Consider the following 21,981-nt stretch of genomic DNA (forward strand, 5'->3'; position numbering starts at 1 on the left):
GCATCCCCCCAACCTAGAGCCGCCAAGCGGGGCAATTCGTCCGCCTAAAGACAATTTTCGCGACAAACCCCGCGCCGTGCCGTAAGGGGCGCTCGACTCGTCACGCGCAAGGGGAAAGTCGCGACATGTTGGGCTTGTTCAAGGCGATCATGCCGAAGGAAGACGCGTTCTTTGACCTGTTCTCGGCCCACGCCAAGACTTTGGTGGCCGGGGCCGAGGCGCTGCACGATCTGACCGCCGGCGGTGACGCAGTCGAGGCCGCGAGCGCCCGCGTGTACCAGTATGAGGACGAAGCCGACGAGATCACGCGTCAGGTGATGGTCGCCGTCCGCCGCAGCTTCATCACGCCGTTCGATCGCAGCGACATCCAGCTTTTGACCACCTCGCTGGACGACGCCATCGACCAGATGCGCAAGACCGCCAAGGTCGTCTCGCTGTTCGAGGTGAAGAGCTTCGAACCGCAGATGCGCGAGATGACCAAGATCATCGTCGAGGCGGCCAAGCTGACCGAGGAAGCCGTCGCCCTGCTGCCGAAGATGCGCCAGAACGCTCATCACCTGAGCGAAATCGCGGTCAAGATCACGCAGATCGAAGAACAGTCCGACCAGATGTACGACCAGGGCCGAAAGGAACTTTTCGTCGCCCACCGTAACAGCGATCCGATGGCGTTCATTGTCGGCATCGACATCTACAGCCACCTCGAAAAGGTCATGGACCGCTTCGAGGACGTGGCCAATCGCATCAGCGGCATCGTCGTCGAGCAGGTCTGATCGCCGTGGACCCCACGTTCCTCATCCTGGTCTTCCTGATCGTCGTGGCTTTGGCGTTCGACTTCCTGAACGGCCTTCACGACGCCGCCAACTCGATCGCCACCATCGTCTCCACCCGCGTGTTGTCGGCCAAGTGGGCGGTGATCTGGGCGGCCTTCTTCAACTTCATCGCCTTCCTGTTCTTCGGCACCAGCGTGGCCAAGATGGTCGGATCGGGGATCATCGACCCCCACGTCATCAGCGACCGCCTGATCTTCGGCGCTCTGGGCGGCGCCATCACCTGGAACCTGCTGACCTGGTGGGCCGGCATTCCCTCGTCCAGCTCGCACGCGCTGATCGGCGGACTGGTGGGAGCCTCGATCGCCAAGGTGGGAGGCCTGGGCGCCATCAAGTGGGCGGGCTTGTCCAAGACCGCCGCCGGCATCGTGGTCTCGCCCACCATGGGCTTCATCCTGGCCCTGCTGCTGGTGCTGATCGTCTCCTGGCTGTTCGTCAGGAGCTCACCATTCTTCGCCGACAAGGTGTTCCGAAAGCTGCAGTTCGTCTCGGCGGCCCTCTACAGCCTTGGCCATGGCGGCAATGACGCGCAGAAGACCATGGGTATAATCGCCGCCCTGCTGTTCGCTCACGGCGTCACCGGCAAGCCCGGCGACATCCCATTCTGGGTGGTGATCACCTGCCAGATGGCGATGGGCTTGGGTACGCTGTTCGGCGGCTGGCGCATCGTGCACACGATGGGCAGCAAGATCACCCGCCTGACCCCCATGCAGGGCTTCTGCGCGGAGACGGGCGGCGCGATCATGCTGTTTATGGCCACGCATATCGGCGTACCGGTCTCGACGACTCACACGATCACGGGCGCTATTGTCGGCGTCGGCGCATCGCGCCGAGTCTCGGCCGTGCGCTGGGGCGTGGCCAAGGACATCGTGACCGCCTGGATCGTCACCCTCCCGGCGGCGGCCGTCTCGGCGGCGGTGTTCTACTATCTCGGGTTCTGGATGCAGTGAGCCAAGCGGGCGGCAAGTCGGAAGGACGCAAGGGCGGCAAACGTCGCCAGGTCGCCGCCCTGCCCTGGCGCGGCGCGGGCGAAGGCCTGCGCGTGCTGTTGGTGTCCTCCCGCGAAACCCGCCGCTGGGTGATCCCCAAGGGCTGGCCGATGAAGGATCGTTCCGATCCCGAGGCCGCCGCCCAGGAGGCCTATGAGGAGGCGGGACTGAAGGGCGTCATCGCCGCCCAGCCTTTTGGCGAATACCCCTATCTGAAGCGGCTTAAGAACGGTCAGGCGCGGCTGGTGAAGGTCGACGTCTACCCGCTTGAGGTCACGGCGCAGCTCGAAACCTGGCCCGAGCAGGGCCAGCGAACCCTCGAGTGGATGACTCCGGTGGAGGCCGCCCTCGCCGTTCAGGAGCCAGAACTGCGCGATCTGATCGCCTGCTTCGCCGGCGTAGACCTGGCCAGCGACCACGACACGCCCGCCAAGGCCCCGACGCCCGTGCGCGTGGCCTTCCAGCGCCTGCGTCGCCGTGTGACGGCGCTGTGGGGCCGCTACCGCTCCTAGACCCCCTAGCCAACAAGCCTGTGGACAAGTCTTCGTCGCGCGCATAATGTTCTTGTTATGTTCTGACGCAGCGAGATCCTGATGCAGCTATCCCTCGCCCTGGCCCGATCGCCGCTGGAAAGCGTTCGCGACGCCCTGCTCTGCGAGTTCGGGCCCCAGCGGCCGGTGGCCCGCATGGACCCCATCTCGCAGCTGGTGAAGTCGTCCATCAGCGGCCGAACACCGGACGCTGTGTCCTGGGCGGCGTTCCTGCGGCTACGGTCGGAATTCAAGTCGTGGGAAGACTTGGCGCGCGCCAAGGTCGCCCACGTCGCCATGACCATCCAGGACGTGACCTTTCCTGAGGACAAGGCCCGCCGGCTGATCACCGCCCTGCGGATGATCGAGGAGAAGGTGGGCTGGCTCTCGCTCAGCCATCTGAAGACCCTAGAGGTCGATCAGGCGCGCTGGGAGCTGCAAGCCTTGCCCGGCGTCGGGGTGAAGGTCGCCGCCTGCGTCCTGAACTTCAGCGACCTGGCGATGCGGGCCCTGGTGGTCGACACCCACGTCGATCGGGTGGCCAAGCGGATCGGCCTGGTCGGCGCGGGCGACACGACCAACACATATCACGCCCTGATGGCGATGGCCCCGGCGATCTGGACCGCCGACGACCTCTTCGAGCTGCACTGGCTGATGAAGCGGGGCTTGGGTCAGATGCTATGTCCGCACGAGGGGCCCAAGTGCGGGGCGTGTCCGGTCAAGGCGATGTGCGCCAAGGTCGGGGTCGGGCACAGCGCCGAGGTGCTGGCCTGGCGGCCGAGGGGGTAGCGGGGGCGGTGCGCGAAGGCGACGAAGGGCAGATTTCGACCCAGCCTTGCCCCTCCGCGCCTTCGGCGCTCCTCCCCCTGAGGGGGAACAAGGAGCGCGCACCTTCTGCCCCCTATGGGGGCGGACGACCATGCAAAGCATGGTCCGGTGGGGGCCTGCGGCCTGTCCGACTTCCCCCCTTCACAGACCTTCCGACATCCGTCCCCTACCCCGCCGCGAGTTCCGCAAACGTCTTCGTTCCGATCGGGTAGCGAGCGTAGTCGCGGTAGTCGAAGTGCCACCATTCATCAGGCAGGACCATGAAGCCGTCCGCCTCCATGGCCTGGCGCAACACACTGCGTAGCGCCCGCTGCTTGGTTGTCCCGCCGACGAAATCCGCATAGGCGCGGGTCGAGAACTCGTCGTAGCGGCTGGGCATCTCGACCGGCTGGCCGGTCTTAAGATCGTACAGCGTCAGGTCCACCGCGCAGCCACGGTTGTGGCGAGAGCCCTGGGCGGGATCGGCCACGAAGATGCGGGCCTCCGGCGGCGTCGCTTCCCAGAACATCCAGGTCACGGACCAGGGCCGATAGGCGTCATGGACCAGAAGGCCGTAGCCCTGGGGCGCCAGGGCGCGATGGATGCGCGCCAGCGCCTCGGCCGCCGGGCGCTGCAGATAGGCCGCCGGCCTTTCATAAAGCGGGACGCCCATGAAGTTGTTCGAGCCCGCATAGCGGATGTCGCGCTTGATACCGGGCTCGAGGCTGGTGATCTCCACCAGATCCGAGGGCAGCTTGTCAGCCGTCTCAACCGGCGGCGCAGCCGCTAGCGCCCGTTGGCGCAGCAGGACCGGATCGGCCCGGACGGCCTTGCGGATCGCCGCTTCGACCTCGGCGCCGAAGTCGTGAAAGGCCAGCGGCTTCCCGTTCAGGCGAACCGCGCCCGCCTCCAGGATCAATTCGCCGCCGCCCACGATGGCGTAGCGCCCTCCGCCGAGCGGGCTTAGGCGCGCGGACGTGAAGCCTTCGCCGTCGATGTGCAGCGCGCCGTCCTTCTCGAAGACGGTGAAGGGGGCGACCTTGTCGCCGTATTGTCCGATAGCGGCCAGCTCGGTGCGGCTCTGGGCGAAGGCAGCGGGCGCGGCCAGGCCCGCGGCGGAGAGCGCCAAGAAGGATCGTCGCGCAAAATCACGCATCACAGCAAAGCCCTCACACCCTCTATCGTATCATCCCGGCCGCAGCGTAGCGGAGAGCCGGGACCCAGGGGGGCGAAGAAAAGCTATGCGAACCGCCCCTGGGTCCCGGATAGCCTCTCCGAGGCTTCCGGGATGACAAAGGTGATCGCTACTTCATCGTCGGGATGACGAAGCTGCTGTCGGTGACCTCGCCCTCGGGCCAGCGGGCGGTGACCGTCTTGACCTTGGTGTAGAACTTCACGCCCTCGACGCCGTGCTGGTTGGTGTCGCCGAAGGCCGAGCGCTTCCAGCCGCCGAAGGTGTGGTAGGCCACCGGCACCGGGATCGGCACGTTAATGCCGACCATGCCGACATTGACGTTAGCCGCGAACTCCCGCGCGGCGCGGCCGTTGCGGGTGAAGATGGCGACGCCGTTGCCGTACTGGTGCTCGGACGGCAGGGCCATGGCCTCCTCAACGCTCTCGGCGCGGACGATCTGCAGCACCGGGCCGAAGATCTCCTCGTGATAGGTCTTCATGCCCTTCTTGACGCCGTCGAACAGCGACGGGCCGATGAAGAAGCCTTTCTCGAAGCCCTGCAGCTGGAAGTCGCGGCCGTCGACGACGAGCTCGGCGCCCTCTTCCTGGCCGATGCGGATGTAGTCGGCGATCTTGTCGCGGTGCTGGGCGCTGACCACCGGGCCGTAGTGGGCGTCGGGATCGGTGGAGACGCCGACCTTCAGGGAGGCGATCTCGGCGACCATGCGCTCGCGCAGCTCGTCGGCAGTCTTCTGGCCCACGGGGACCACCACCGGCAGGGCCATGCAGCGCTCGCCGGCCGAGCCGAAGGCCGCGCCCGACAGGTCCTTCACCACCTGGTCCATATCGGCGTCGGGCAGGACGATGCCGTGGTTCTTGGCCCCGCCCATGGCCTGGACGCGTTTCCCGTGCGCCGTGCCCGTCTGGTAGACGTAATGGGCGATGTCGGAGCTGCCGACGAAGCTGACGGCGCGGATCAGCGGATGGGTCAGGATGGCGTCGACGGCGCTCTTGTCGCCGTGCACGACGTTCAGCACGCCAGCGGGGGCGCCCGCTTCCATCATCAGTTCGGCCAGCTTGACCGGCACGGTCGGATCCTTCTCCGACGGCTTGAGGATGAAGCTGTTGCCCACCGCGATGCTGATGCCGAACATCCACATCGGGATCATGGCCGGGAAGTTGAACGGGGTGATGCCCGCGCAGACGCCCAGCGGCTGGCGCATCGAATAGACGTCGATACCGGGACCAGCGCCTTCGGTGTACTCGCCCTTCAGGATGTGAGGGATGCCGCAGGCGAATTCGATGACCTCGAGGCCCCGCTGGATGTCGCCCTTGGCGTCGGCGATGACCTTGCCGTGCTCGGATGACAGGATCTCGGCCAGGGTGTTCATGTCGCGCTCGATCAGGCGCTTGAACTCGAACATCACCCGGGCGCGACGCTGGGGATTGGTCTGAGCCCAGCCGATCTGGGCCTTGGCGGCGACCTGGACGGCGGCGTCGAGCTCGGCGTCGGTCGCGAACTGGACGCGGGCCTGGACCTCGCCGGTGTTGGGATTGAAGACGTCGCCGAAGCGGCCGGAGGCGCCGACCAGGGTCTGACCGTTCACGAAATGGGCGATGTCTCGCATGATGCGCTCCCTAACGCTGTTTTGCGCGTCAATAGCACCCCGGGTTCGCGCCGTATCCAGCAAAATTCGGCCAACCGCCCTGTCATCCCGGGCGAAGACCCGGGACCGCCGCAAGCGCCAGCGCCCGCTACGGTCCCGGATCGGCGCGCTAAGCGCTTGTCCGGGATGACAGTTTAATCGGTGTCGACGTGTACGCGGCGGAACCGCCCTTGCAGATAGACCAGCGGCTCGTGGTCGGGGTCATATCGTAGCTTCACCACCCGCCCGACATAGACGCGATGATCGCCAGCGTCGAAGGCGTGATGCGTTTCGCATTCGAAATTGGCCATGCATTCGGGCAGGATCGGCACACCGGTGCGCCAGGTCTCGGTCTCGAGGCCGGCGAAACGGTCGGTGTCCTTCTGCACGAACTGGCGGGCCAGCTGCTGGTGCTCGGCGTGCAGGACGTTGACAGCGAAGCGCTGGGCGGCGTCCAGCGCCGGCAGGCTGGACGACTTCAAGTCGACGCAGATCAAGGCCAGCGGCGGATCCAGTGAAACCGAGGTGAACGAGTTCGCGGTCAGGCCCACCCGGCGACCGTCGGGGGCCAGTGTGGTGACGACGGTCACCCCCGTCGTGAAGCATCCAAATGCATTGCGCAGGGCCCGGGCGTCATGCTCGGCGCCCTCCCCCAATTCGATCGTAACCGCCTGACTCATGGGGCTAGCAGTGGGGCAAAGCGTCTCGACGGGCAAGCTTTAGGGTCGTGGCGGCTCGATCAAAACGCCCGGCCGGCTCGCATCCAGGCCAAAGGTGACCGGCAGGTGGCGCACATGCGGCGTCTGCAGGCCCAGCGCCTTGGCGCCGCGGGCCACAGCCAGCTTCCCAAGGGCGGTGGGGCCAAAGCCCTCCTGAATCCGCGGATTGGCGCCGAGACGCCGCCGCAGCACGCCGTTGGCGTAGATCACATTGGCGCGCATCAGGGCCGGCGGGGTCATGAACTCGATCGAGATCGAGACGTTCAGCATCGGACCGTTCTCGATCCGGTGCGGCGCGTTCTGGCGCCAGGTGACCATCTTGCCCGGCGTCAGGTCGACCTCCTGCGCGCCCTTGTCCCATTCGGGATCGAAGGCGAACTGCTCGGCCGTCTCGCGCAGCACGATCTTCTCTAGAGCCAGGTCGCCGACATAGGGGTCGGCTACGGGATAGACCCAGACCTTCTTCTGGCCGCGGATCTGCCACAGCGACACCAGCGGCACGTCGAGATGGTAGAACACCTGCGCATTGGCGCTGGAGATCAGCATGCCAAGGTCGCGCTTGAAGGTGCGCAAGCCCGGCACATGCGCCTCCTTGTCGGCGAAGATCTCGTCGGCCAGCGCCGCGTACTCGGGCACATGATCGTTGGTCTGCCGCAGGTTCAGCCAGATGCGGCCCGTCTTGGCGGCCTCCAGAAGCTGGTCCCCGGTCAGATTCCCCGCCGAGCCCTTGCGCCAGGTAGTCCAGGCCTTCGGATCCTCGCCCATGGTGAAGACGCCCAGCTTGTCCCGGGGATAGAGGTCCAGAAGACGCGCCAGCCCCTCGTCGTCGAACATCGGACGCTCATGCAGCGCGTGCTGGAACATCAGGTTCTCTTGGCCGAAGGCCTTGGCCTTTTCCGGCGTCCAGTCGGTGATCACGCTCACGCGGTCCTCCCGTAGAATTGGATCTTGAAAGGTCCCCACCACAGGGTCTTGCCCAGGCCCCGGGCGGCGCGATCCAGCCACTCGGCGCGGTCCTTGGCGCGCACAGCCCATTTCAGCGCCGCCACCACGCCGAAGGCCACCGCCTGTCCGAGCCCGATCACCATCCAGCGGACAACGCCGACGGTGTCGCGAGGCTCGGCGGCCGCGCAGTGCGCCGACGGTCCCTGGCCGTAGGCAAAGGCGCGCTGGATCGTGTAGCCAAGGTTCAACCGCGACGGCACGGGATCTTCCCAGACCCATGCGGCGGGCTCCCAGGCGAAACGCTTGCCCGCAGCGCCCATGTGGCCAAACAGCAAGTCGTCCTCGCCGCCGATATGATTGCGTTCGGCGGCGAACGGCGCGACCGGATCGGGCAAGGCCGAGCGACGGATCAAACTGTCGCCGCAGCCATAGTGACGGTCGATCACGCCGGCTTCAGCGGGACCCTCGCGCGAGAAGAAACGCTCCAGATACTCCCGGTGTTGGTCGATATGCTCCGGAGCGCGAGCTCTGACGGGACCAAACACGACGTCCGCATCGTAACGCGCCTGAGCGGCCAACAGCGCCGCGAGCCAGCCGCTGGGCGCTTCTTCGTCGTCATCCAGGAAGGCGATGAAGTCGCCCGAGGCGCGGGCCATGCCGGCGTTGCGGGCGAAGGCGACGCCCGGCCGCCTTTCGTTGACATAGATCACCGGGCACGGCGCGCCCTTGCTCAGCGCATCGACGACCGGCTTGGCCGAGGGGACCTGGTCGTTGTCGACGATCACAAGCTCAAGTTCGGCGAAGTCGACGCCGATTTGGCCGAACACTGAACGCGCCGCGACGGCCAGGCCATCGGGGCGTCGCTGGGTTGGGATCATGACCGTGACGCGCGCCATCAGGCCTCCGTGTGCTCTCCGCGCCCGCGCTGCGCTCGCGCCGCAACCGCCTCGACAAAGCCGCGAACCCGACCGGTGACCGTCAGTTCGGTGCTGGCGATCGCGTCCATTCGGCGCCGCAACTGACCCACGGGGCCCGCGCCATGCGCGCCCGCCAGGCTCCAGACGCTTTCCATCGAGTGGGCCACGCGGCCAGCCACGCTGGCGGCCGTCGCCGCGCCTTCGCCGATCTGAATGGTGCTGAGACCGTAGGCGCGCTTGTAGTGATCGTGTCCGGGACCAAGATCGTAACGCGTCAGGCCCAGCTCAGGCATCGCGGCGATGGCCCGCAGGAAGAAGATCTGTCCCGGAGACCAGGCGGCCATCTCAGGATTGGTCGAGGCGATCCAGGGGTGGTAGGTCGCGCCCTGACGGACGCCGAAATGGCCGCCCACCAGTGTGTCGCCAGCGTAGAGGTTGATCATCAGGCCGCGCATCGGGCCGTCGCGGGTGGTGAACAGGTCGGCCATCAGCTCGCGCGTCCAATCGGCGCGCAGGAAGTCGTGACCACCGGTGCGGGCCAGTTGATCGCGCTTCCAGTCGATCAGCAGGTTGAAGGCGTCGCGGGACATGTCGCCCGCCACCAGACGCACCTCGCCGACCTCTCGGTCCAGCTTGTTGTCCAGGCGGCGATAGTTCTTGATCTTCTTGGGGCTCTCGGCGCGCACGGCTTCGAGATAGGCTTCGGCGGTCGTCCCGTTGAGGTCGATCAGGTAGGCGGTGCGATCCGTTTCCGGCGAAGCTGGAAACACGGCGTGCGGGTCGATCAGACCCGAATAGCGGAAAACGCTGACCTCGGCGGCGCGCAGGACATCGGCGATCCGCAGTCCCGCATCGGGACGCGAGACGAGGCCATGATAGTCAGACAAGGGCGAGCCGATCGGGCGCGCCAGACCGCCCGGACGGCGATGGAACGGCAGGAATCCGACGGTCTCGCCCCCGCGGCGGACGACAGAGACACGCGCGTCTTCTCGAACCTTTCCAACGGCTTGGGCGAAATCCGGGCCAAGCAGCGGGTTTCCAAAGCCATCTTCCGACACAGCAAGGCTTCGCCACAGCGCCGCATCGGCGGGGCTTAAAAGGCTCGGATGGATGGTCTCGACGTCCAGCATGTCCACCTGTCCTACTCCGACGCGGGTTAGGGAAAGATGGATTGCAGGCTGCAATCGGCAGGCCACAGGGTGGCCTGTCTCCACAAAATGGGTATCAGCCGAAGGTCGCCTTGAGGATCTTTTCCAGCCACTGCTGGTCGATCTCGTCAAACGACGCCGGCTGGTCGGAGTCGACGTCGAACACGGCGATCAGCTGGCCATCCGGACCAAAGACCGGGACCACGATCTCGCTCTGCGAACGTCCGTCACAGGCGATGTGTCCCGGGAAGGCGTGAACATCGGGGACCAACTGGGTCTGGCCTGTCGCCGCCGCCGCGCCGCAGACGCCGCGACCAAAGGCGATCCGCAGACAACCCAGGGTGCCCTGGTACGGCCCCACCACCAGCTCGCGCTCCTTGGCGGGGTCGACGACGTAGAAGCCGGTCCAGAAGTAGGTGTCGAAACTGTTGGCCAGCATCGAGGCCACGGTGGCCATACGAGCCGTCAGGCTCGGCTCGCCCTCCAGAACGGACGCGATTTCATCGGCCACCTCGGCGTAGCGGGTGGCCTTGTCGGAGGAGAGGGTAAGGTCGTTGAACGCTTCAGCCATGGCGCGGATATAGCGCGGCCGGGGCGATATGTCAGAGGGCGCGAGGCAATTCGTGCATGGCCGCGCCCCGCGTTGGGGCCCGGTCACGTCCCTGTGGATGGTCTGAAGCGCGCCCTTCCGCCTGCGCCGCGAATCCCACGACGGTGGCGACTAGGCAGTGAACCGGGCGCCGCCCGGACAGTTCAAAGAGGTGGAGCATGGCCGACGGAACGAGCGCTTCTGGCGAGCGAAACGTACGCTTCGTGAGCCTGTACCATCATGATGGCCGGTTCGTGCGCCGCGAGGGCGCTTTCGCCTTCTGCCGCCGCGACGCCGACGGCGGACGCACCGTTTTGCATCTGGAGTCCGCATCCGACATCAGCCGGGTCGCCACTCCGGGTCACGCCCATTGGGACTGGGCGGTCGCCAACGGCATGAACGAGCTGCTGGTCAGCGTACGGGAAGCTGAAGCAGCCGAAGCCGGGATCGCGCTGTCGGATCTACGCTTCGCGCTGCGCTCGGCCGAAGGCGGCCAAGTCTAGACTAGAACTCTTCCCATTCCCCGGGCCGCGAGCTCGGCTCGACCTTGAGAGCGTTGGCGCCGTGGACATAGCGCTGACGGAAGCTTTCGCGCGTCGGCGCGGTGGCCGGACGGGATGCGGAAATAGCCGGGCGATCGGCGCGCGTCGGCAGCTCGCGCACCTCAGCGCCGACCTGGAAGCGAGCGATCAGGCGTTCCAGCTGCGCGGCTTCGTTCGAAAGCGCGTGGCTGGCGGCCGTGGATTGCTCGACCATGGCGGCGTTCTGCTGGGTGACCTGGTCCATCTGATTGACGGCTTGGTTCACCTCCGCCAGTCCCACGGCCTGCTCCTTCGAGGACGAGGCGATCTCGCCGACCAGTTCGTTGATCTCGGCCACCTGGACCAGGATTTCGCGCAAGGTCTCGCCGGTCTCGCCGACCAGCTTCACGCCCTTGCCCACTTGCTGGGTAGAGGCGCTGATCAGGGTCTTTATCTCCTTGGCGGCGTCCGCAGAACGCTGGGCCAACGCCCGAACCTCTTGTGCGACCACGGCGAACCCGCGTCCCGCCTCGCCCGCGCGCGCCGCCTCCACGCCCGCATTGAGCGCCAGAAGGTTGGTCTGGAAGGCGATCTCGTCGATAACGCCGATAATCTGAGTGATCGACTGCGACGAGCGCTCGATGCCGCCCATGGCCTCGACCGCCTCCTCGACCACCGCGCCGCTGCGCTCGGCGGCGGCCTTGGCGGTCATGGTGACTTGCCGAGCCCGCTCAGCACCTTCCGAACTGCGACGCACGGTGGCGGTGATCTGGTCTAGCGCCGCTGCGGTCTGCTCCAGGCCAGCGGCTTGCCGCTCGGTGCGCTGAGCCAGATCGTCGGCGGCGATGCTGATCTCCGCGCAGCCGCTCTTGATGCTGCGCGCGGCGTTGAGGATGCCGGCCATGGTCGCCTGAAGGCTCTCGACCGCCGCGTTGAAGTCGCGCGGCATCTTGACCGCTTCGCCGTGGAAATCATCCTCGCGCATCCGCCAGATCAGGTCGCCGTCGGCGAGACGCTCCATGCCCTCGCCAAGATTGGCCACGCTCCTGGCCTGGGCGCGAGCAAAGGCTTCCGCTTCCTCGGCGTGCTTTTGGCGCTCGATCTCGGCGGCGGCGCGTTCAGCTTCCTGCTCGGCGCGCCGACGCTGACCGTCGGCCAGATCGTGTCGGAAGCCGTCAAGCGCGCGCGCGATCGCCCCGATCTCGTCACCGCCATCGATCCCCGGCACGGCTTCGTCATAGCGGCCGGCGCTGAGCTTATCGACGGACCGCGTCAGACCGGTCAGCGGCTTCTTCACAAGGGTCGCGCTGGCCAGGAACAGGGCGGCCAGAACAGCCAGGGTGATCAACACGCCGCCGACGAACAGGATCTTGGCCAGCCGGTCGGCGGGCCCCGTGATCGCCGCCGCTGGAACGTCCATGACCAGCGCCCAGCGGGCGTTCAGGTCAGGAATTGCGATCGGACGCACAATGCGGATCATCGCCGTGTCGCCGTCCGTAACGCCCTTGACCTCGATGGCTTCGCCGCCGGCCAGAACGCCGCGCACGGCGTCAGCGCCGGCGTCAGCATAGGACTTCATCCGCAGATCAGCGTTAGGGTGCGCCACCCATTGCCCCGCCGACGACAGCAGCATGACTCGACCGCTCTCGAGCGGACGCATCTGACCGAGCGCCGTCGACAGGTTGTCCAACGACATGTCGAGGCCCGCGACACCGATCAAGCGCCCGCCGGACTTCACCGGGTAAGCCACGGAGGTCATCGCCACCTGTTTGCCGGCGATGCTGTCGAAATAGGGCTCGGTGAGGCGCGCCTCGCCGCTCTTGGCGGTGTCGTTGTAGTAGTCCTCGGCGAAATCCGAGCCGTCGGATTGCAGCTCAAGCACGGGCTGCCCGCCGTCATTGACCCAGTACACCGAGAAGCGCCCGTCCTTGTTGGACGCGGTCGCCGCGTCGCCGATGTGATCGGCGTCCTTGCCGTCGAGCCCGTTGGGCTCGGCCATCAGCCAGGCGCCCATGACGCTCTTGGTGGCGAGGGCGTTCGGCTTGACCAGAGCCATGAACTTGTCGCGGTCCGTCAGCCCGGCCTCATGCGCTGCGGATATCGAGCCCTGCATGGCCTTGGCGGCGGCCGCCGCCGCATTGATATCCGCCGTGACCTGCTCGATGGCCTCGTCGGCCACGGCTCCGGCGTACTGGTTGGTCAGCTGCGAGACAATTGAGCTGGTGTGGGATGACACCGCCGCCGCTGCGGCGAGCAGCAACAGCCCAATCGCCAAGCCGGCCACCAGGATCAGTTTCCAGGCGATGGTCAGTCGACGGAACGCTGTCATGACATAAGGCCTCCGGCCGCGAGCTAGGCGATTACGCTCAAGTTCGCGGCCGAATGCCTAAAGGCGCGTTAACCACGTCCGAGGAAGCGCGCGCCTGCGACATCAGCGCGCACCCCTGTCAGCCTTAGCGGCCGTAACGCGCCTTCACGGGCGCATAGTTGTCCCAGACCTGCCCGTCGCTGACAGATCGCAGCAGCTTAATGTACTCCGCGTGGCTCCAGGCGAGCGGCGTCGCCGAATCGGTGCCTTCGCCTCGGGCGTAGGCGTGCGGGCTTTCCGCTCCGACGCCGTCCCAGACCTGTTCGGGGATCATCAGGCCTTCGTTGGCGAACAGCTCCATCGCCTTGACGTAGGTCTGCCGGATCTTCGTGACGGCGGCGGGGTCGGGCTTGCCCGAGAGGCCCGCCAGCGCGAGTTCGTAGTGACCGCGCTCCCCCGTGAAGATCGGCCACACGCGCCCGCGCTGACCAGGACGCATCTGGTTGTCAGCGCCATAGTTGGCGCCGGTTTTGGTGTCCTCGCCGTAGCCGTCGACGCCGTACCGGCGCCAGCCGGGGAAGCTTCCCTCTACGCCCGGGAACGTGAAGCTGTAGCGAACGCGGTAGAGGTCCTCGAGCGCTTCGTCGTCCAGCTCAGGCAGGCTGGCGAGGATCGCCGGATCATCGGCGCGTCGTACGCCATAGCGCACCAACTCCAAGAAGCCGGCGTCCAGCATCTTGTCCTCGGCCACGGGGGCCTGGCCGTTGCGCTCCTCAACCGGGCTCTTGTTGTTCGGATCCTGGTCGCTGTTGAGGCGCAGATAGTAGTGACCGTCGCCGAACGCGCCCTTGGTGGTGACCATCCGGGCCTCGAGCTTGCCGGCATAGTCGTCGGCGGTCTTGCGATAGAGTTCGGCCGAGCCCGCGTCGCCAGCGGCGTCCGCGATGTCGCCGGCGACCACCAGACCCGCGATCACGGCCGCGGTCGTCGAGGGCGAGTGACCGCCCTGCTCTTCCCAGCGTTCCTGCTGGGTGAAGGGCGGGGTGATGGTCGCGGTGTTCCAGCCCAAATTGACCTTGCCGCCCTTCACCAGGAAGTCCGCCGCCGGCTTCAGCATCTTGCCGTAGAACGCTTTAAGCTCAGCGTCCGGCAGCCAGCCCAGCTTCCAGAGCTTCCAACCCAGCATGATCGGCATGGCCGTCTGGTCGAGCTGGACGCCGACCCACTCGGGCGTTCCGTCGACATGCGACTTCTGCAGGAACCAGCCGCCATCGCCCTTGTTGCCTGGCGTCTTGGGCCCGACCTGGACCGTCGGCAGATAGTGGAAGGCCGCCAGCGGCGTCTCCCTGTCGCCAAGGGCCGCCAACGCCATGGCGCACTGATAGAAGTCGCGGGGCCAGACGGCCTTGTAGCCGGTCGAGGACTTGGTGGCGTCGACCGTGTCGCCCCACGGGTTGGACAGCGAGGCGATCAGCGCGCCGGCGTGGGTGCGGTCTTCCTGCACCTTCAGCATCAGGGCGCTGGCCTGCAGCAGCTTGCCGCCGTCTTCGGACGCTTCGCGCAAACGCGGCAACTCATTCAGAGAGGCCAGATAGTCCTCCCAGCCCACATGCGCGCCCTCACCGTTGTAGCGCGCCAGCACTTCGGCATAGCCGGTCTTCAGCGTCGCGGCGGCGGTCTTATCGGCGGCCTTCGCGTCGGCGCCGAAACCGATGACGACGTCAAAGGTCTCGGACTTGGCGACCTTGGGCAGTTGTCCGGCCAGGACGATCGCCCCTTTAGCCGAGGTCGTGGTCGCCTTCAGCGCGCTCAGGGCGTCGCCGTCCTTCAGCACACTGGCGGAGGCCTTGGCGAACGGCTTGCTGGCCTTCAGGCTGAGAAACGCCTTGCCCTCGCTGGCGGTAAGCGCCGAGGCCGACGCGCCCCCTACGTCGCCACCGCCGGTGTTGCCCATATGCGGCTCCAGCAGCAGGGTCGGCGTCACCGCGCCCTTCAACGCAGTCACCGTCACGCGGACGAACAGGGCGTTGCGGTCGGGATCGGTGAAAATCCGCTTCTCGATCACGAAGCGGCCTTGGCGGTCGGTGGTGGTGATCTTGTAGGCCGGCGACAACGGACGGCCCGCCGCATCGACATGCAGATACTCGGTCTTTGAGGTCGTGTCGGCGCCCTCGACGGCGACGCCGGTCGCTGTCTCGACGGCCACCCGCATCTGCTTGATCTGCGCCTCGTGGATCAGGCCGTACATGGTCTCGGTCAGCACGCCGTCGGCGATCGAGAACCAGACCTTGGACACCGCCCCAGTCTTGCCGCCGGGCTTGTAGGCGCCGTCGACATAGGCCTCATAGGACGCGCCGACACCGGTCTTGGCGGAATAGGCCCAGGTCGTGGGCGCGGCGTTGGCGGCGGTCGCGATCAGGGTCGCGGCCGAGGCCAGGGCGAGAGCTTTCAGGGTCGTCATGGGGTACGGCCTCTTCAAACGGGGCCCGCGGAGGGCGCGAGCAGAAACTGCAGGGGAAGGGCGAGACGAGCCCGCCAGGACGGGTCTTTGTGCGCGGTCACGTCCGATCCTCGACCGCAAATGTGGCCAGGGCGGCGGCGACGAAACCGGCCGCGCCCAGCGCCAGCGCATAGATCGCCTGTCCATCGAAGAAGGTCTTGAGCAGCAGGCCCAGCAAGGTCGCCGCCAGCAATTGCGGGATGACGATGAAGAAGTTGAAGATGCCCATGTAGACGCCCATTTTCCGCGCCGGCAGGGCCCCGGCCAGGATCGAGTACGGGGCCGATAGGATCGAGCTCCAGGCGAATCCGACGCCCACCATGCCGATCAGAAGCAGCTTGGGGTCGCGGATCACCAGGAAAGACATCAGACCCAGCGCGCCAAGGCAAAGGCAGATGGCGTGACTGACACGTCGGTTGGTGATCTTGACCATCAGGGGAATGAGCAAGGCCGCCAGCGCCGCCACGCCGTTGTAGACGGCGAACAGCACGCCGACCCAGTCCGCGCCGTCGTTGTAGGCCTTGGACGCGGTGTCGGCCGCCTGGAAGTGGACAGTCGCCACGGCCGGCGTCGTGTAGATCCACATGGCGAAGAGACCAAACCACGAGAAGAACTGCACCAACGCCAGCTGGCGCATGGTCTTGGGCATACGAAAGGCGTCGGCCAGTACTTCCGAGAAGCCGTTGTCGGTGCGGCCGATACGCTTCAACCCCGCCCCCGCCACGCCGGCGACGCCGAAGCCGAACAGCAGGGCGGCCAGGACATAGAGCTCCTTCTCCAGACCAGCGCTCCAGACAACCAGCGCGAGAGCAAGACCGAGCACGACGCCACCAACCCCCAGCGTGACGTAGGCCTTGCCCGAGGGTTCCGCCTCCACAGACGCGCTGAGCCCGGCGGCCTGACGCTCCGCAGTCTCAAAGGCGGAAAGCTGTTCGGGACTATATTCGCGGGTGGTGAATACGGTCCACAGCACCGCTAGCAGAAGACCCGCTCCGCCGGTGTAGAAGGCGATCCGCACCGAATCCGGCACCTGTCCGGCGGGCGCGGTGTTGGCGACGTCGAACCAGTTGGTCAGCATCCACGGCAAGGCCGAGGCGAACACGGCGCCCAGCCCGATGAAGAAGCTCTGCATCGCATAGCCGGTGGCGCGCTGCTCGTCGGGCAAGTTGTCGCCGACAAAGGCGCGGAACGGCTCCATGGTGATGTTGATCGAGGCGTCCATGATCCAGAGCGCCGCCGCCGCCACCCACAGCGTCGGGGAGTTGGGCATGACCAGCAGCGCCAGGGTGGTCAGGATCGCGCCCCAGAAGAAGTAGGGCCGACGACGTCCAAAACGCCCCCAGGTCTTGTCGCTGAAATGGCCGATGATGGGCTGAACCAGCAACCCGGTGGCCGGCGCGGCGATCCACAGGATCGCCAGGTGGTTCACATCCACGCCGAGAGACTGGAAGATGCGGCTGGTGTTGGCGTTCTGCAGGCCGAAACCGATCTGGATTCCGAAGAATCCAAAGCACATGTTCCAGATCTGCAGGAAACTGAGCCTCTGCCTGGCCATCGGTCCTCCGCCGCCCCGACCGCCGGTTGGCCCGGCTGGTTCGCAAAATTTTTCATTGCGCTTTGCGGGCGACATTTGCGCATGCGCCGCCGCCACACGCAACGCCAAATGCATGACTGATTGAGTAATTTTGATATCTATGAATTACCGCAAAGCGCCAGATCACCCGTAGCGCCGCAAGGATCTCGTGAATCTTTGCAGTAGTTTTCAATATCGAATTTCGCCTCTAAGTCGCCCAGGCGCGCTTGCAAACAGCGCCGAAGCGCGTCTTATGGGGCACTGAAAATATTTGCAGAAATCTTTGCATTAGGGGCGAGTTCGGGGTGAGCAAGGGCGCGACGCGACTGGAAGACTTGGCCAAGTTGGCGGGCGTTTCGATCTCGACCGCCTCGCGCGCCCTCAACGACAGCCCGGCGGTCAACAAGCGCACGAAGCAGCTGATCTGGAAGCTGGCGCGCGAGATGGACTACCCCTTCCGCCGCTACATGCCCGCTGGCCCGATCGGCGCCGAGGCGACCATCGCCATCGTCACCCCACGCCCCCAGGGTCGGGGCAGCAGCATGTCCGACCCCTTCTTCCTGGAACTGCTGGCCGGCGTCGGCGAGGCGGCCCGCGAGCGCGGCTGCGACGTGATATTGTCGCACATCGCCCCCACGAATTTCGACGACCTCTCCGAGGCCATGACCACCAGCCGCGCCGAGGGCGTGATCTTCCTGGGTCAGAGTTCGCTGCACGCCGCCTTCAATCGCCTAGCCGAGACCGAGAACCGCTTCGTGGTCTGGGGCGCGCAACTGCCGGACCAGAACTACTGCTCGGTGGGCTCCGACAACGTCATGGGCGGCCGTCGCGCGACTCTGCATCTGCAGCGTCTGGGCCGGAAGCGGATCGTCTTCCTAGGCGACACCGAAGCCCCCGAAGCCATGCAGCGCCATCGCGGCTATCTCGACGCCCTGGAGCACGTCAAGCTGGGCGTCGATCCCGATCTGATCGTACCGGCGCACTTCGAGGTCGAGTCGGCGGAGGCCGCTGTCGACAGCCTGATCCACAACGGCGTCGCGTTCGACGGCGTCGTCGCAGCTTCGGACCTAATCGCCCTGGGCGCGATCCGCGCGCTGAAGCATGGCGGGCTGTCCGTCCCGGGCGACGTCTCGGTGATGGGCTTCGACAACGTGCCCTTCAGCCGCTACGCCAGCCCCGCCTTGTCGACCATCGCCCAGGACACGACCAAGGCCGGCAAGCTGATGGTCTCCAAACTGCTCGACAGCGGCGAGCGCGCCAGCCGCTCTGAACGCGTGCCCACCGATCTGATCATCCGGGAAAGCTGCGGGGGCTAGCTCCGCCGCGCGATCAGTCCGGCGCACACCGGCATCCGCCCCTCACCGCCCAGGTTGACTCCGTCGACCAGCGCCCAACCGTCGGGCAAGGACCAGGCGACAGCCTCTTGACCCAGATTGAAGGCCAGGAGCACCGCGTCCGCGCCCTCCCCGCGCTGGAAGATCAGCAGCGGACTGTTGGTGTCGATAAAGCTGATCTTCCCGGTGCGCAGCGCCGAATAGGCGCGACGCAGACCGATCAGGCGGCGGGCGATGTGCAAGGTCGAGGTCGGATCAGCTTCCTGCGCGTCGACCGCCAACGGCAGATGCTCCGGATCGACCGGCAGCCAAGGCTCCACCGCCGAGAAGCCCGCATTGAGCGCGCTGGCCGTCCAAGGCATCGGCGTGCGGGCGCCGTCGCGACCCAGGGTCTGAGGCCAGTTGGCGATGGCCTCGGGATCCTGCAGGCGCTCGAACGGCACATTCGCTTGAGGCAGGCCCAGCTCCTCACCCTGATAGACGAAGACATTGCCGCGCAGGCCCATCAGCAGCAGCAGGCACATCTCGGCGAAGGCCTTGCGGTCGCGCCCCTCGGCCCAGCGGGACACCGCGCGCGGCGCGTCGTGGTTCGAGAACGTCCAGGACGGCCAGCCCTCGCCCGCCTCGCCGGGCCAGATGGCCGAGCCCTGCGGGACCATCTCGCGCGTCAGCTTGTCGGCATAGAGATAGAGAAAGCCGTAGGCGCTGTTCAGGCGATCATCGCCGGCCGTGAACAGCTTCATTTCGCGCTCGGCGTAGTCGCCCCCGACCTCGGCCACAGAGAACCGCCCCCCCGCGGCGTCCGTCAGCGCCCGCAGGCGGCTGAGGAACTTCGGGATGTCGGCATGACCCTGATTGTAGATCTTGTCCTGGAAGTCGAAGGGGCGCGTCCGCTTGCCGCCCGGCGGCAGGGGCGGGTTATCCTTCAGGTCCGGGTCATGCATCGAGAAGTTGATGGCGTCGAAGCGGAAACCGTCCACGCCCTTGTCGATCCAGAACTGGGTGATCGCCAGCAGGGCTTCCTGAACCGCCAGGTTGTGCAGGTTTAGCTGCGGCTGGCTACTGAGGAAGTTGTGCATGTAGTACTGGCCGCGCCGGGCGTCCCACGTCCAGGCCGGGCCGCCGAACACCGACTGCCAGTTGCTGGGCGGACTGCCGTCCGGCTTGGCGTCGGCCCACACGAACCAGTCCGCCTTGGCGTTGGTCCGATCCTGGCGGCTCTCCGCAAACCAGGGGTGCTCGTCCGACGCGTGCGAGAACACCAGGTCGATGATGATCTTGAGGCCCAGGCTGTGGGCCTTGGCGATCAGGGCGTCGAAATCGGCGAGCGTCCCGAAGATCGGATCGACGTCGCGATAGTCCGAGACGTCGTAGCCGAAATCCTTCATCGGCGACTTGAAGAACGGCGACAGCCACACACCCTCGACGCCCAGCGAGGCGATATGCTCCAGGTGGGCGGTAATGCCGGGGAGATCCCCGACGCCGTCGCCGTTCGAGTCGGCGAAACTGCGCGGATAGACCTGATAGATGACGGCGCCGCGCCACCATTCGGCGTTCATCGACGTCTCCACACCGGGGCGCTCTAGAGCCTGTACTGTCACGATCGTCCCTCGGAAACGCAAATCATGTAGTCGAACGGCGCCAGTTCGACGCGGTAGCTGCCCGGCGCTGCGGCGCTGGAGACGCAAGCTCCGTGCAGGCTCTTCCAAGCCGCCGAGCCCATCTCGACCGGCACGCGCGCCTCAATCGGCTTGTCGCTGGTATTGAAGACGGCCAGCACCTCGGTTCCCGCCATCAGCCGGGAAAAAGCCAGCAGGCCGGGTTCGCCCTCGGCGACGCGGATCACCTGCCGTCCCTCGCGCAGCGCAGGCGTTGTTGTCCGCAGCCTCGCGAGCGCGGCGATACGGCGGTACAGCACGCTGTCTGTCTGGAAGGCCGACCTTGCCCCTTGGGCGCTTGAGCCGACCAGGCGGTTGTCGTTGTAGCTGGCCACCTGGCTCGGGAACATGTCCTCCCGACTGTCGGCGTAGTCGCCATCGCCCGTGAAGCCCTGCTCGTCGCCGTAATAGATCGTCGGCACGCCGCGCGCGCTCAGCATAATGGCGTTGGCCAGGGTGACCCGCGCCAGCAGCTCGTCGTCGCTGATCTGCGGCCGGGCTTTCAGCACGAAGTGACCTATGCGGCCCATGTCGTGGTTGCCCAGAAAGGTCGGCAGCTGGCGCGCCGTGGCCTCGCCACCTTCGTAGACAACGTCGCCGGCGAAAACAGTGGCCAGTCGGTCAGGCCCGGCGCGCCCGGTGACGACATCCGTCACCGCCGCCTGGAAGGCGAAGTCCAGCACCGCCGGCAACTTGTCGACCTTCACGTGTCGCGCCAGGGCGGCGACGTCGGGGTCGAAAACCTCGCCGAAGATGTGGAAGTTCTCGATTCCCCGGGCCTTGGCCCGCGCCAGCATGGCCGGGACGAAGGCCTGCCAGAACTCGGGATTCACGTGGCGCGCGGTGTCGATGCGATAGCCGTCGATCCCGAAGTCGTCGATCCAGCGCCCATAGACCTCGATAAAGCCCTCCACCACGCGGGGGTTGGCCGTGAACACGTCATCGAGCGTGGCGAAATCACCCAGCAGTGAGCTCTCGCCAGAGAACGTACTGTCACCCCGGTTGTGATAGTAGATCGGATCGTTCAGCCAGGCGGGGGTCTTGGCGCGCTCCTGACCGGCCGGCACGAAGGGCGTATAGGCCCAGTCCGCGCGCTTGAGCTTGCTGAAATCCTTGCCGTCGAAGCCGTCGTTGATCGCTGAGCCACCGATCCCGCCTCGCCGCACGTAGGGATAGTCGGCGACGCCCCGATAGGCGCAGCGGCTGTCCGGGCATTCCTTGTACTGGATGACGTCGGCCGTGTGGTTCACGACGATGTCCATGTAGACCTTCATGCCGCGCGCATGGGCGGCGTCGACCAGGGCCTTGAAGTCGGCCTTGGTTCCGAGATGCGGATCGACGTCAGTGAAGTCGGTGATCCAGTAGCCGTGATGCGCGGCCGACTCCTGGCCCGGCGGCCCCTGCACGGCCCGGTTCACGAAGATCGGCGCCAGCCAGACGGCCGTCGCCCCCAGACCTTGAACATAGTCGAGACGACGCGTCACGCCCTTGAGGTCGCCGCCGTGGTAGAAACCGGCGCGCTTGGGATCAAAGCCATCGACCAGCGCCCCCAAGGCGGGGCCGCCGTGATCATTCGTCGCGTCGCCATTCTCGAAGCGATCAGGCAGGACGAAGTAGATCACCTCGTCTTGCGGTTTGCGCTGCAGATGGGAATCGGGAGCGGCCGAGGCCGTCGCCGCCACGCCCATGCCGAGCGCGCTCAAGGCCGTCATGGCCAGCAGCGTTCGCCGCCAAGGCGTCAAGGCCGACATCGCTCCCCTCCCCTCAATGCGCGCCCCGACTTGCGGGTCGCATTGC

The 21,981-nt window shown here is 66.4% G+C and carries 18 protein-coding genes; 6 read left to right on the top strand and 12 right to left on the bottom strand.

Going from position 1 to position 21,981, the window contains the following annotated elements:
* The first annotated feature begins 125 nt into the window (after positions 1–125).
* From ACT53N_RS17650 to ACT53N_RS17665, 4 genes are all read left to right on the top strand, one after another.
* Positions 126–770, top strand: a complete 645-nt coding sequence (locus tag ACT53N_RS17650; protein WP_476065096.1) for a DUF47 domain-containing protein — start codon at positions 126–128, stop codon at positions 768–770.
* Between the two features lie 5 nt (positions 771–775).
* A complete protein-coding gene (locus ACT53N_RS17655) occupies positions 776–1,777 on the top strand; it encodes an inorganic phosphate transporter (RefSeq protein WP_476065097.1) in 1,002 nt (333 codons plus the stop codon).
* Positions 1,765–2,328: an NUDIX hydrolase gene (locus ACT53N_RS17660; RefSeq protein ID WP_476065143.1), complete on the top strand. Its 564-nt coding sequence runs from the start codon at positions 1,765–1,767 to the stop codon at positions 2,326–2,328. Before ACT53N_RS17655 ends, ACT53N_RS17660 begins: the two co-directional genes overlap by 13 nt.
* An 81-nt stretch (positions 2,329–2,409) precedes the next feature.
* Positions 2,410–3,135: an endonuclease III domain-containing protein gene (locus ACT53N_RS17665; protein WP_476065098.1), complete on the top strand. Its 726-nt coding sequence runs from the start codon at positions 2,410–2,412 to the stop codon at positions 3,133–3,135.
* Between the two features lie 205 nt (positions 3,136–3,340).
* Here the strand turns inward: ACT53N_RS17665 and ACT53N_RS17670 are convergent, their stop codons facing one another.
* The 7 genes from ACT53N_RS17670 to ACT53N_RS17700 all read right to left on the bottom strand — a co-directional run bounded on the left by ACT53N_RS17670 (position 3,341) and on the right by ACT53N_RS17700 (position 10,272).
* Positions 3,341–4,309: a M15 family metallopeptidase gene (locus tag ACT53N_RS17670; protein ID WP_476065144.1), complete on the bottom strand. Its 969-nt coding sequence runs from the start codon at positions 4,307–4,309 to the stop codon at positions 3,341–3,343.
* Between the two features lie 148 nt (positions 4,310–4,457).
* Positions 4,458–5,954 (bottom strand): CoA-acylating methylmalonate-semialdehyde dehydrogenase, encoded by a 1,497-nt coding sequence (locus tag ACT53N_RS17675; RefSeq protein ID WP_476065099.1) that lies wholly within the window; start codon positions 5,952–5,954, stop codon positions 4,458–4,460.
* Between the two features lie 173 nt (positions 5,955–6,127).
* Positions 6,128–6,652 carry a flavin reductase family protein gene (locus ACT53N_RS17680; protein ID WP_476065100.1) on the bottom strand — a complete coding sequence of 175 codons (525 nt, stop codon included), beginning with the start codon at positions 6,650–6,652 and terminating at the stop codon, positions 6,128–6,130.
* 39 nt (positions 6,653–6,691) lie between these two features.
* Positions 6,692–7,726, bottom strand: a complete 1,035-nt coding sequence (locus ACT53N_RS17685) for a hypothetical protein (protein WP_476065101.1) — start codon at positions 7,724–7,726, stop codon at positions 6,692–6,694.
* On the bottom strand, positions 7,612–8,532 hold the full coding sequence (locus ACT53N_RS17690; protein ID WP_476065102.1) for a glycosyltransferase family 2 protein: 921 nt from the start codon (positions 8,530–8,532) through the stop codon (positions 7,612–7,614). The genes ACT53N_RS17685 and ACT53N_RS17690 overlap by 115 nt, the downstream gene beginning before the upstream one ends.
* Entirely contained in the window at positions 8,532–9,683 is a 1,152-nt protein-coding gene (locus ACT53N_RS17695) for a GNAT family N-acetyltransferase (protein ID WP_476065103.1), read from the bottom strand. The genes ACT53N_RS17690 and ACT53N_RS17695 overlap by 1 nt, the downstream gene beginning before the upstream one ends.
* Positions 9,684–9,777: 94 nt before the next feature.
* Positions 9,778–10,272: a GAF domain-containing protein gene (locus ACT53N_RS17700; protein ID WP_476065104.1), complete on the bottom strand. Its 495-nt coding sequence runs from the start codon at positions 10,270–10,272 to the stop codon at positions 9,778–9,780.
* A 197-nt stretch (positions 10,273–10,469) separates the two neighbouring features.
* Between ACT53N_RS17700 and ACT53N_RS17705 the strand changes: the two genes are divergently transcribed.
* Positions 10,470–10,793, top strand: coding sequence for a hypothetical protein (locus ACT53N_RS17705; protein WP_476065105.1), 324 nt, complete (start codon positions 10,470–10,472; stop codon positions 10,791–10,793).
* 1 nt (position 10,794) lies between these two features.
* Here the strand turns inward: ACT53N_RS17705 and ACT53N_RS17710 are convergent, their stop codons facing one another.
* From ACT53N_RS17710 to ACT53N_RS17720, 3 genes are all read right to left on the bottom strand, one after another.
* Positions 10,795–13,140 carry a methyl-accepting chemotaxis protein gene (locus tag ACT53N_RS17710; RefSeq protein WP_476065106.1) on the bottom strand — a complete coding sequence of 782 codons (2,346 nt, stop codon included), beginning with the start codon at positions 13,138–13,140 and terminating at the stop codon, positions 10,795–10,797.
* Positions 13,141–13,264: 124 nt separating this feature from the next.
* The gene (locus tag ACT53N_RS17715) at positions 13,265–15,580 is read right to left on the bottom strand and encodes a glucan 1,4-alpha-glucosidase (protein WP_476065107.1); all 2,316 of its coding nucleotides are present in this window, start codon (positions 15,578–15,580) and stop codon (positions 13,265–13,267) included.
* Positions 15,581–15,677: 97 nt separating this feature from the next.
* Entirely contained in the window at positions 15,678–17,174 is a 1,497-nt protein-coding gene (locus tag ACT53N_RS17720; protein ID WP_476065108.1) for an MFS transporter, read from the bottom strand.
* Between the two features lie 245 nt (positions 17,175–17,419).
* Between ACT53N_RS17720 and ACT53N_RS17725 the strand changes: the two genes are divergently transcribed.
* Positions 17,420–18,508 carry a LacI family DNA-binding transcriptional regulator gene (locus ACT53N_RS17725; protein ID WP_476065109.1) on the top strand — a complete coding sequence of 363 codons (1,089 nt, stop codon included), beginning with the start codon at positions 17,420–17,422 and terminating at the stop codon, positions 18,506–18,508.
* Here the strand turns inward: ACT53N_RS17725 and ACT53N_RS17730 are convergent.
* The gene (locus tag ACT53N_RS17730) at positions 18,505–20,148 is read right to left on the bottom strand and encodes an alpha-amylase family glycosyl hydrolase (protein WP_476065110.1); all 1,644 of its coding nucleotides are present in this window, start codon (positions 20,146–20,148) and stop codon (positions 18,505–18,507) included. The genes ACT53N_RS17725 and ACT53N_RS17730 overlap by 4 nt on opposite strands.
* On the bottom strand, positions 20,124–21,935 hold the full coding sequence (locus ACT53N_RS17735) for an alpha-amylase family glycosyl hydrolase (protein ID WP_476065111.1): 1,812 nt from the start codon (positions 21,933–21,935) through the stop codon (positions 20,124–20,126). The genes ACT53N_RS17730 and ACT53N_RS17735 overlap by 25 nt, the downstream gene beginning before the upstream one ends.
* Between the last annotated feature and the right edge of the window lie 46 nt (positions 21,936–21,981).

It is taken from the genome of Caulobacter sp. DMC95 (assembly GCF_056313785.1).

Excerpts from the sequence above, each read along its gene's own strand:
- ACT53N_RS17650 (WP_476065096.1), top strand. The coding sequence starts at position 126 with ATGTTGGGCTTGTTCAAGGCGATCATGCCGAAGGAAGACGCGTTCTTT.
- ACT53N_RS17685 (WP_476065101.1), bottom strand. The coding sequence starts at position 7,726 with ATGGGCTGTGCGCGCCAAGGACCGCGCCGAGTGGCTGGATCGCGCCGC.
- ACT53N_RS17705 (WP_476065105.1), top strand. The coding sequence starts at position 10,470 with ATGGCCGACGGAACGAGCGCTTCTGGCGAGCGAAACGTACGCTTCGTG.
- ACT53N_RS17700 (WP_476065104.1), bottom strand. The coding sequence starts at position 10,272 with ATGGCTGAAGCGTTCAACGACCTTACCCTCTCCTCCGACAAGGCCACC.
- ACT53N_RS17665 (WP_476065098.1), top strand. The coding sequence starts at position 2,410 with ATGCAGCTATCCCTCGCCCTGGCCCGATCGCCGCTGGAAAGCGTTCGC.
- ACT53N_RS17695 (WP_476065103.1), bottom strand. The coding sequence starts at position 9,683 with ATGCTGGACGTCGAGACCATCCATCCGAGCCTTTTAAGCCCCGCCGAT.
- ACT53N_RS17720 (WP_476065108.1), bottom strand. The coding sequence starts at position 17,174 with ATGGCCAGGCAGAGGCTCAGTTTCCTGCAGATCTGGAACATGTGCTTT.
- ACT53N_RS17690 (WP_476065102.1), bottom strand. The coding sequence starts at position 8,532 with ATGGCGCGCGTCACGGTCATGATCCCAACCCAGCGACGCCCCGATGGC.
- ACT53N_RS17680 (WP_476065100.1), bottom strand. The coding sequence starts at position 6,652 with ATGAGTCAGGCGGTTACGATCGAATTGGGGGAGGGCGCCGAGCATGAC.
- ACT53N_RS17710 (WP_476065106.1), bottom strand. The coding sequence starts at position 13,140 with ATGACAGCGTTCCGTCGACTGACCATCGCCTGGAAACTGATCCTGGTG.
- ACT53N_RS17715 (WP_476065107.1), bottom strand. The coding sequence starts at position 15,580 with ATGACGACCCTGAAAGCTCTCGCCCTGGCCTCGGCCGCGACCCTGATC.
- ACT53N_RS17735 (WP_476065111.1), bottom strand. The coding sequence starts at position 21,935 with ATGTCGGCCTTGACGCCTTGGCGGCGAACGCTGCTGGCCATGACGGCC.
- ACT53N_RS17675 (WP_476065099.1), bottom strand. The coding sequence starts at position 5,954 with ATGCGAGACATCGCCCATTTCGTGAACGGTCAGACCCTGGTCGGCGCC.
- ACT53N_RS17670 (WP_476065144.1), bottom strand. The coding sequence starts at position 4,309 with ATGCGTGATTTTGCGCGACGATCCTTCTTGGCGCTCTCCGCCGCGGGC.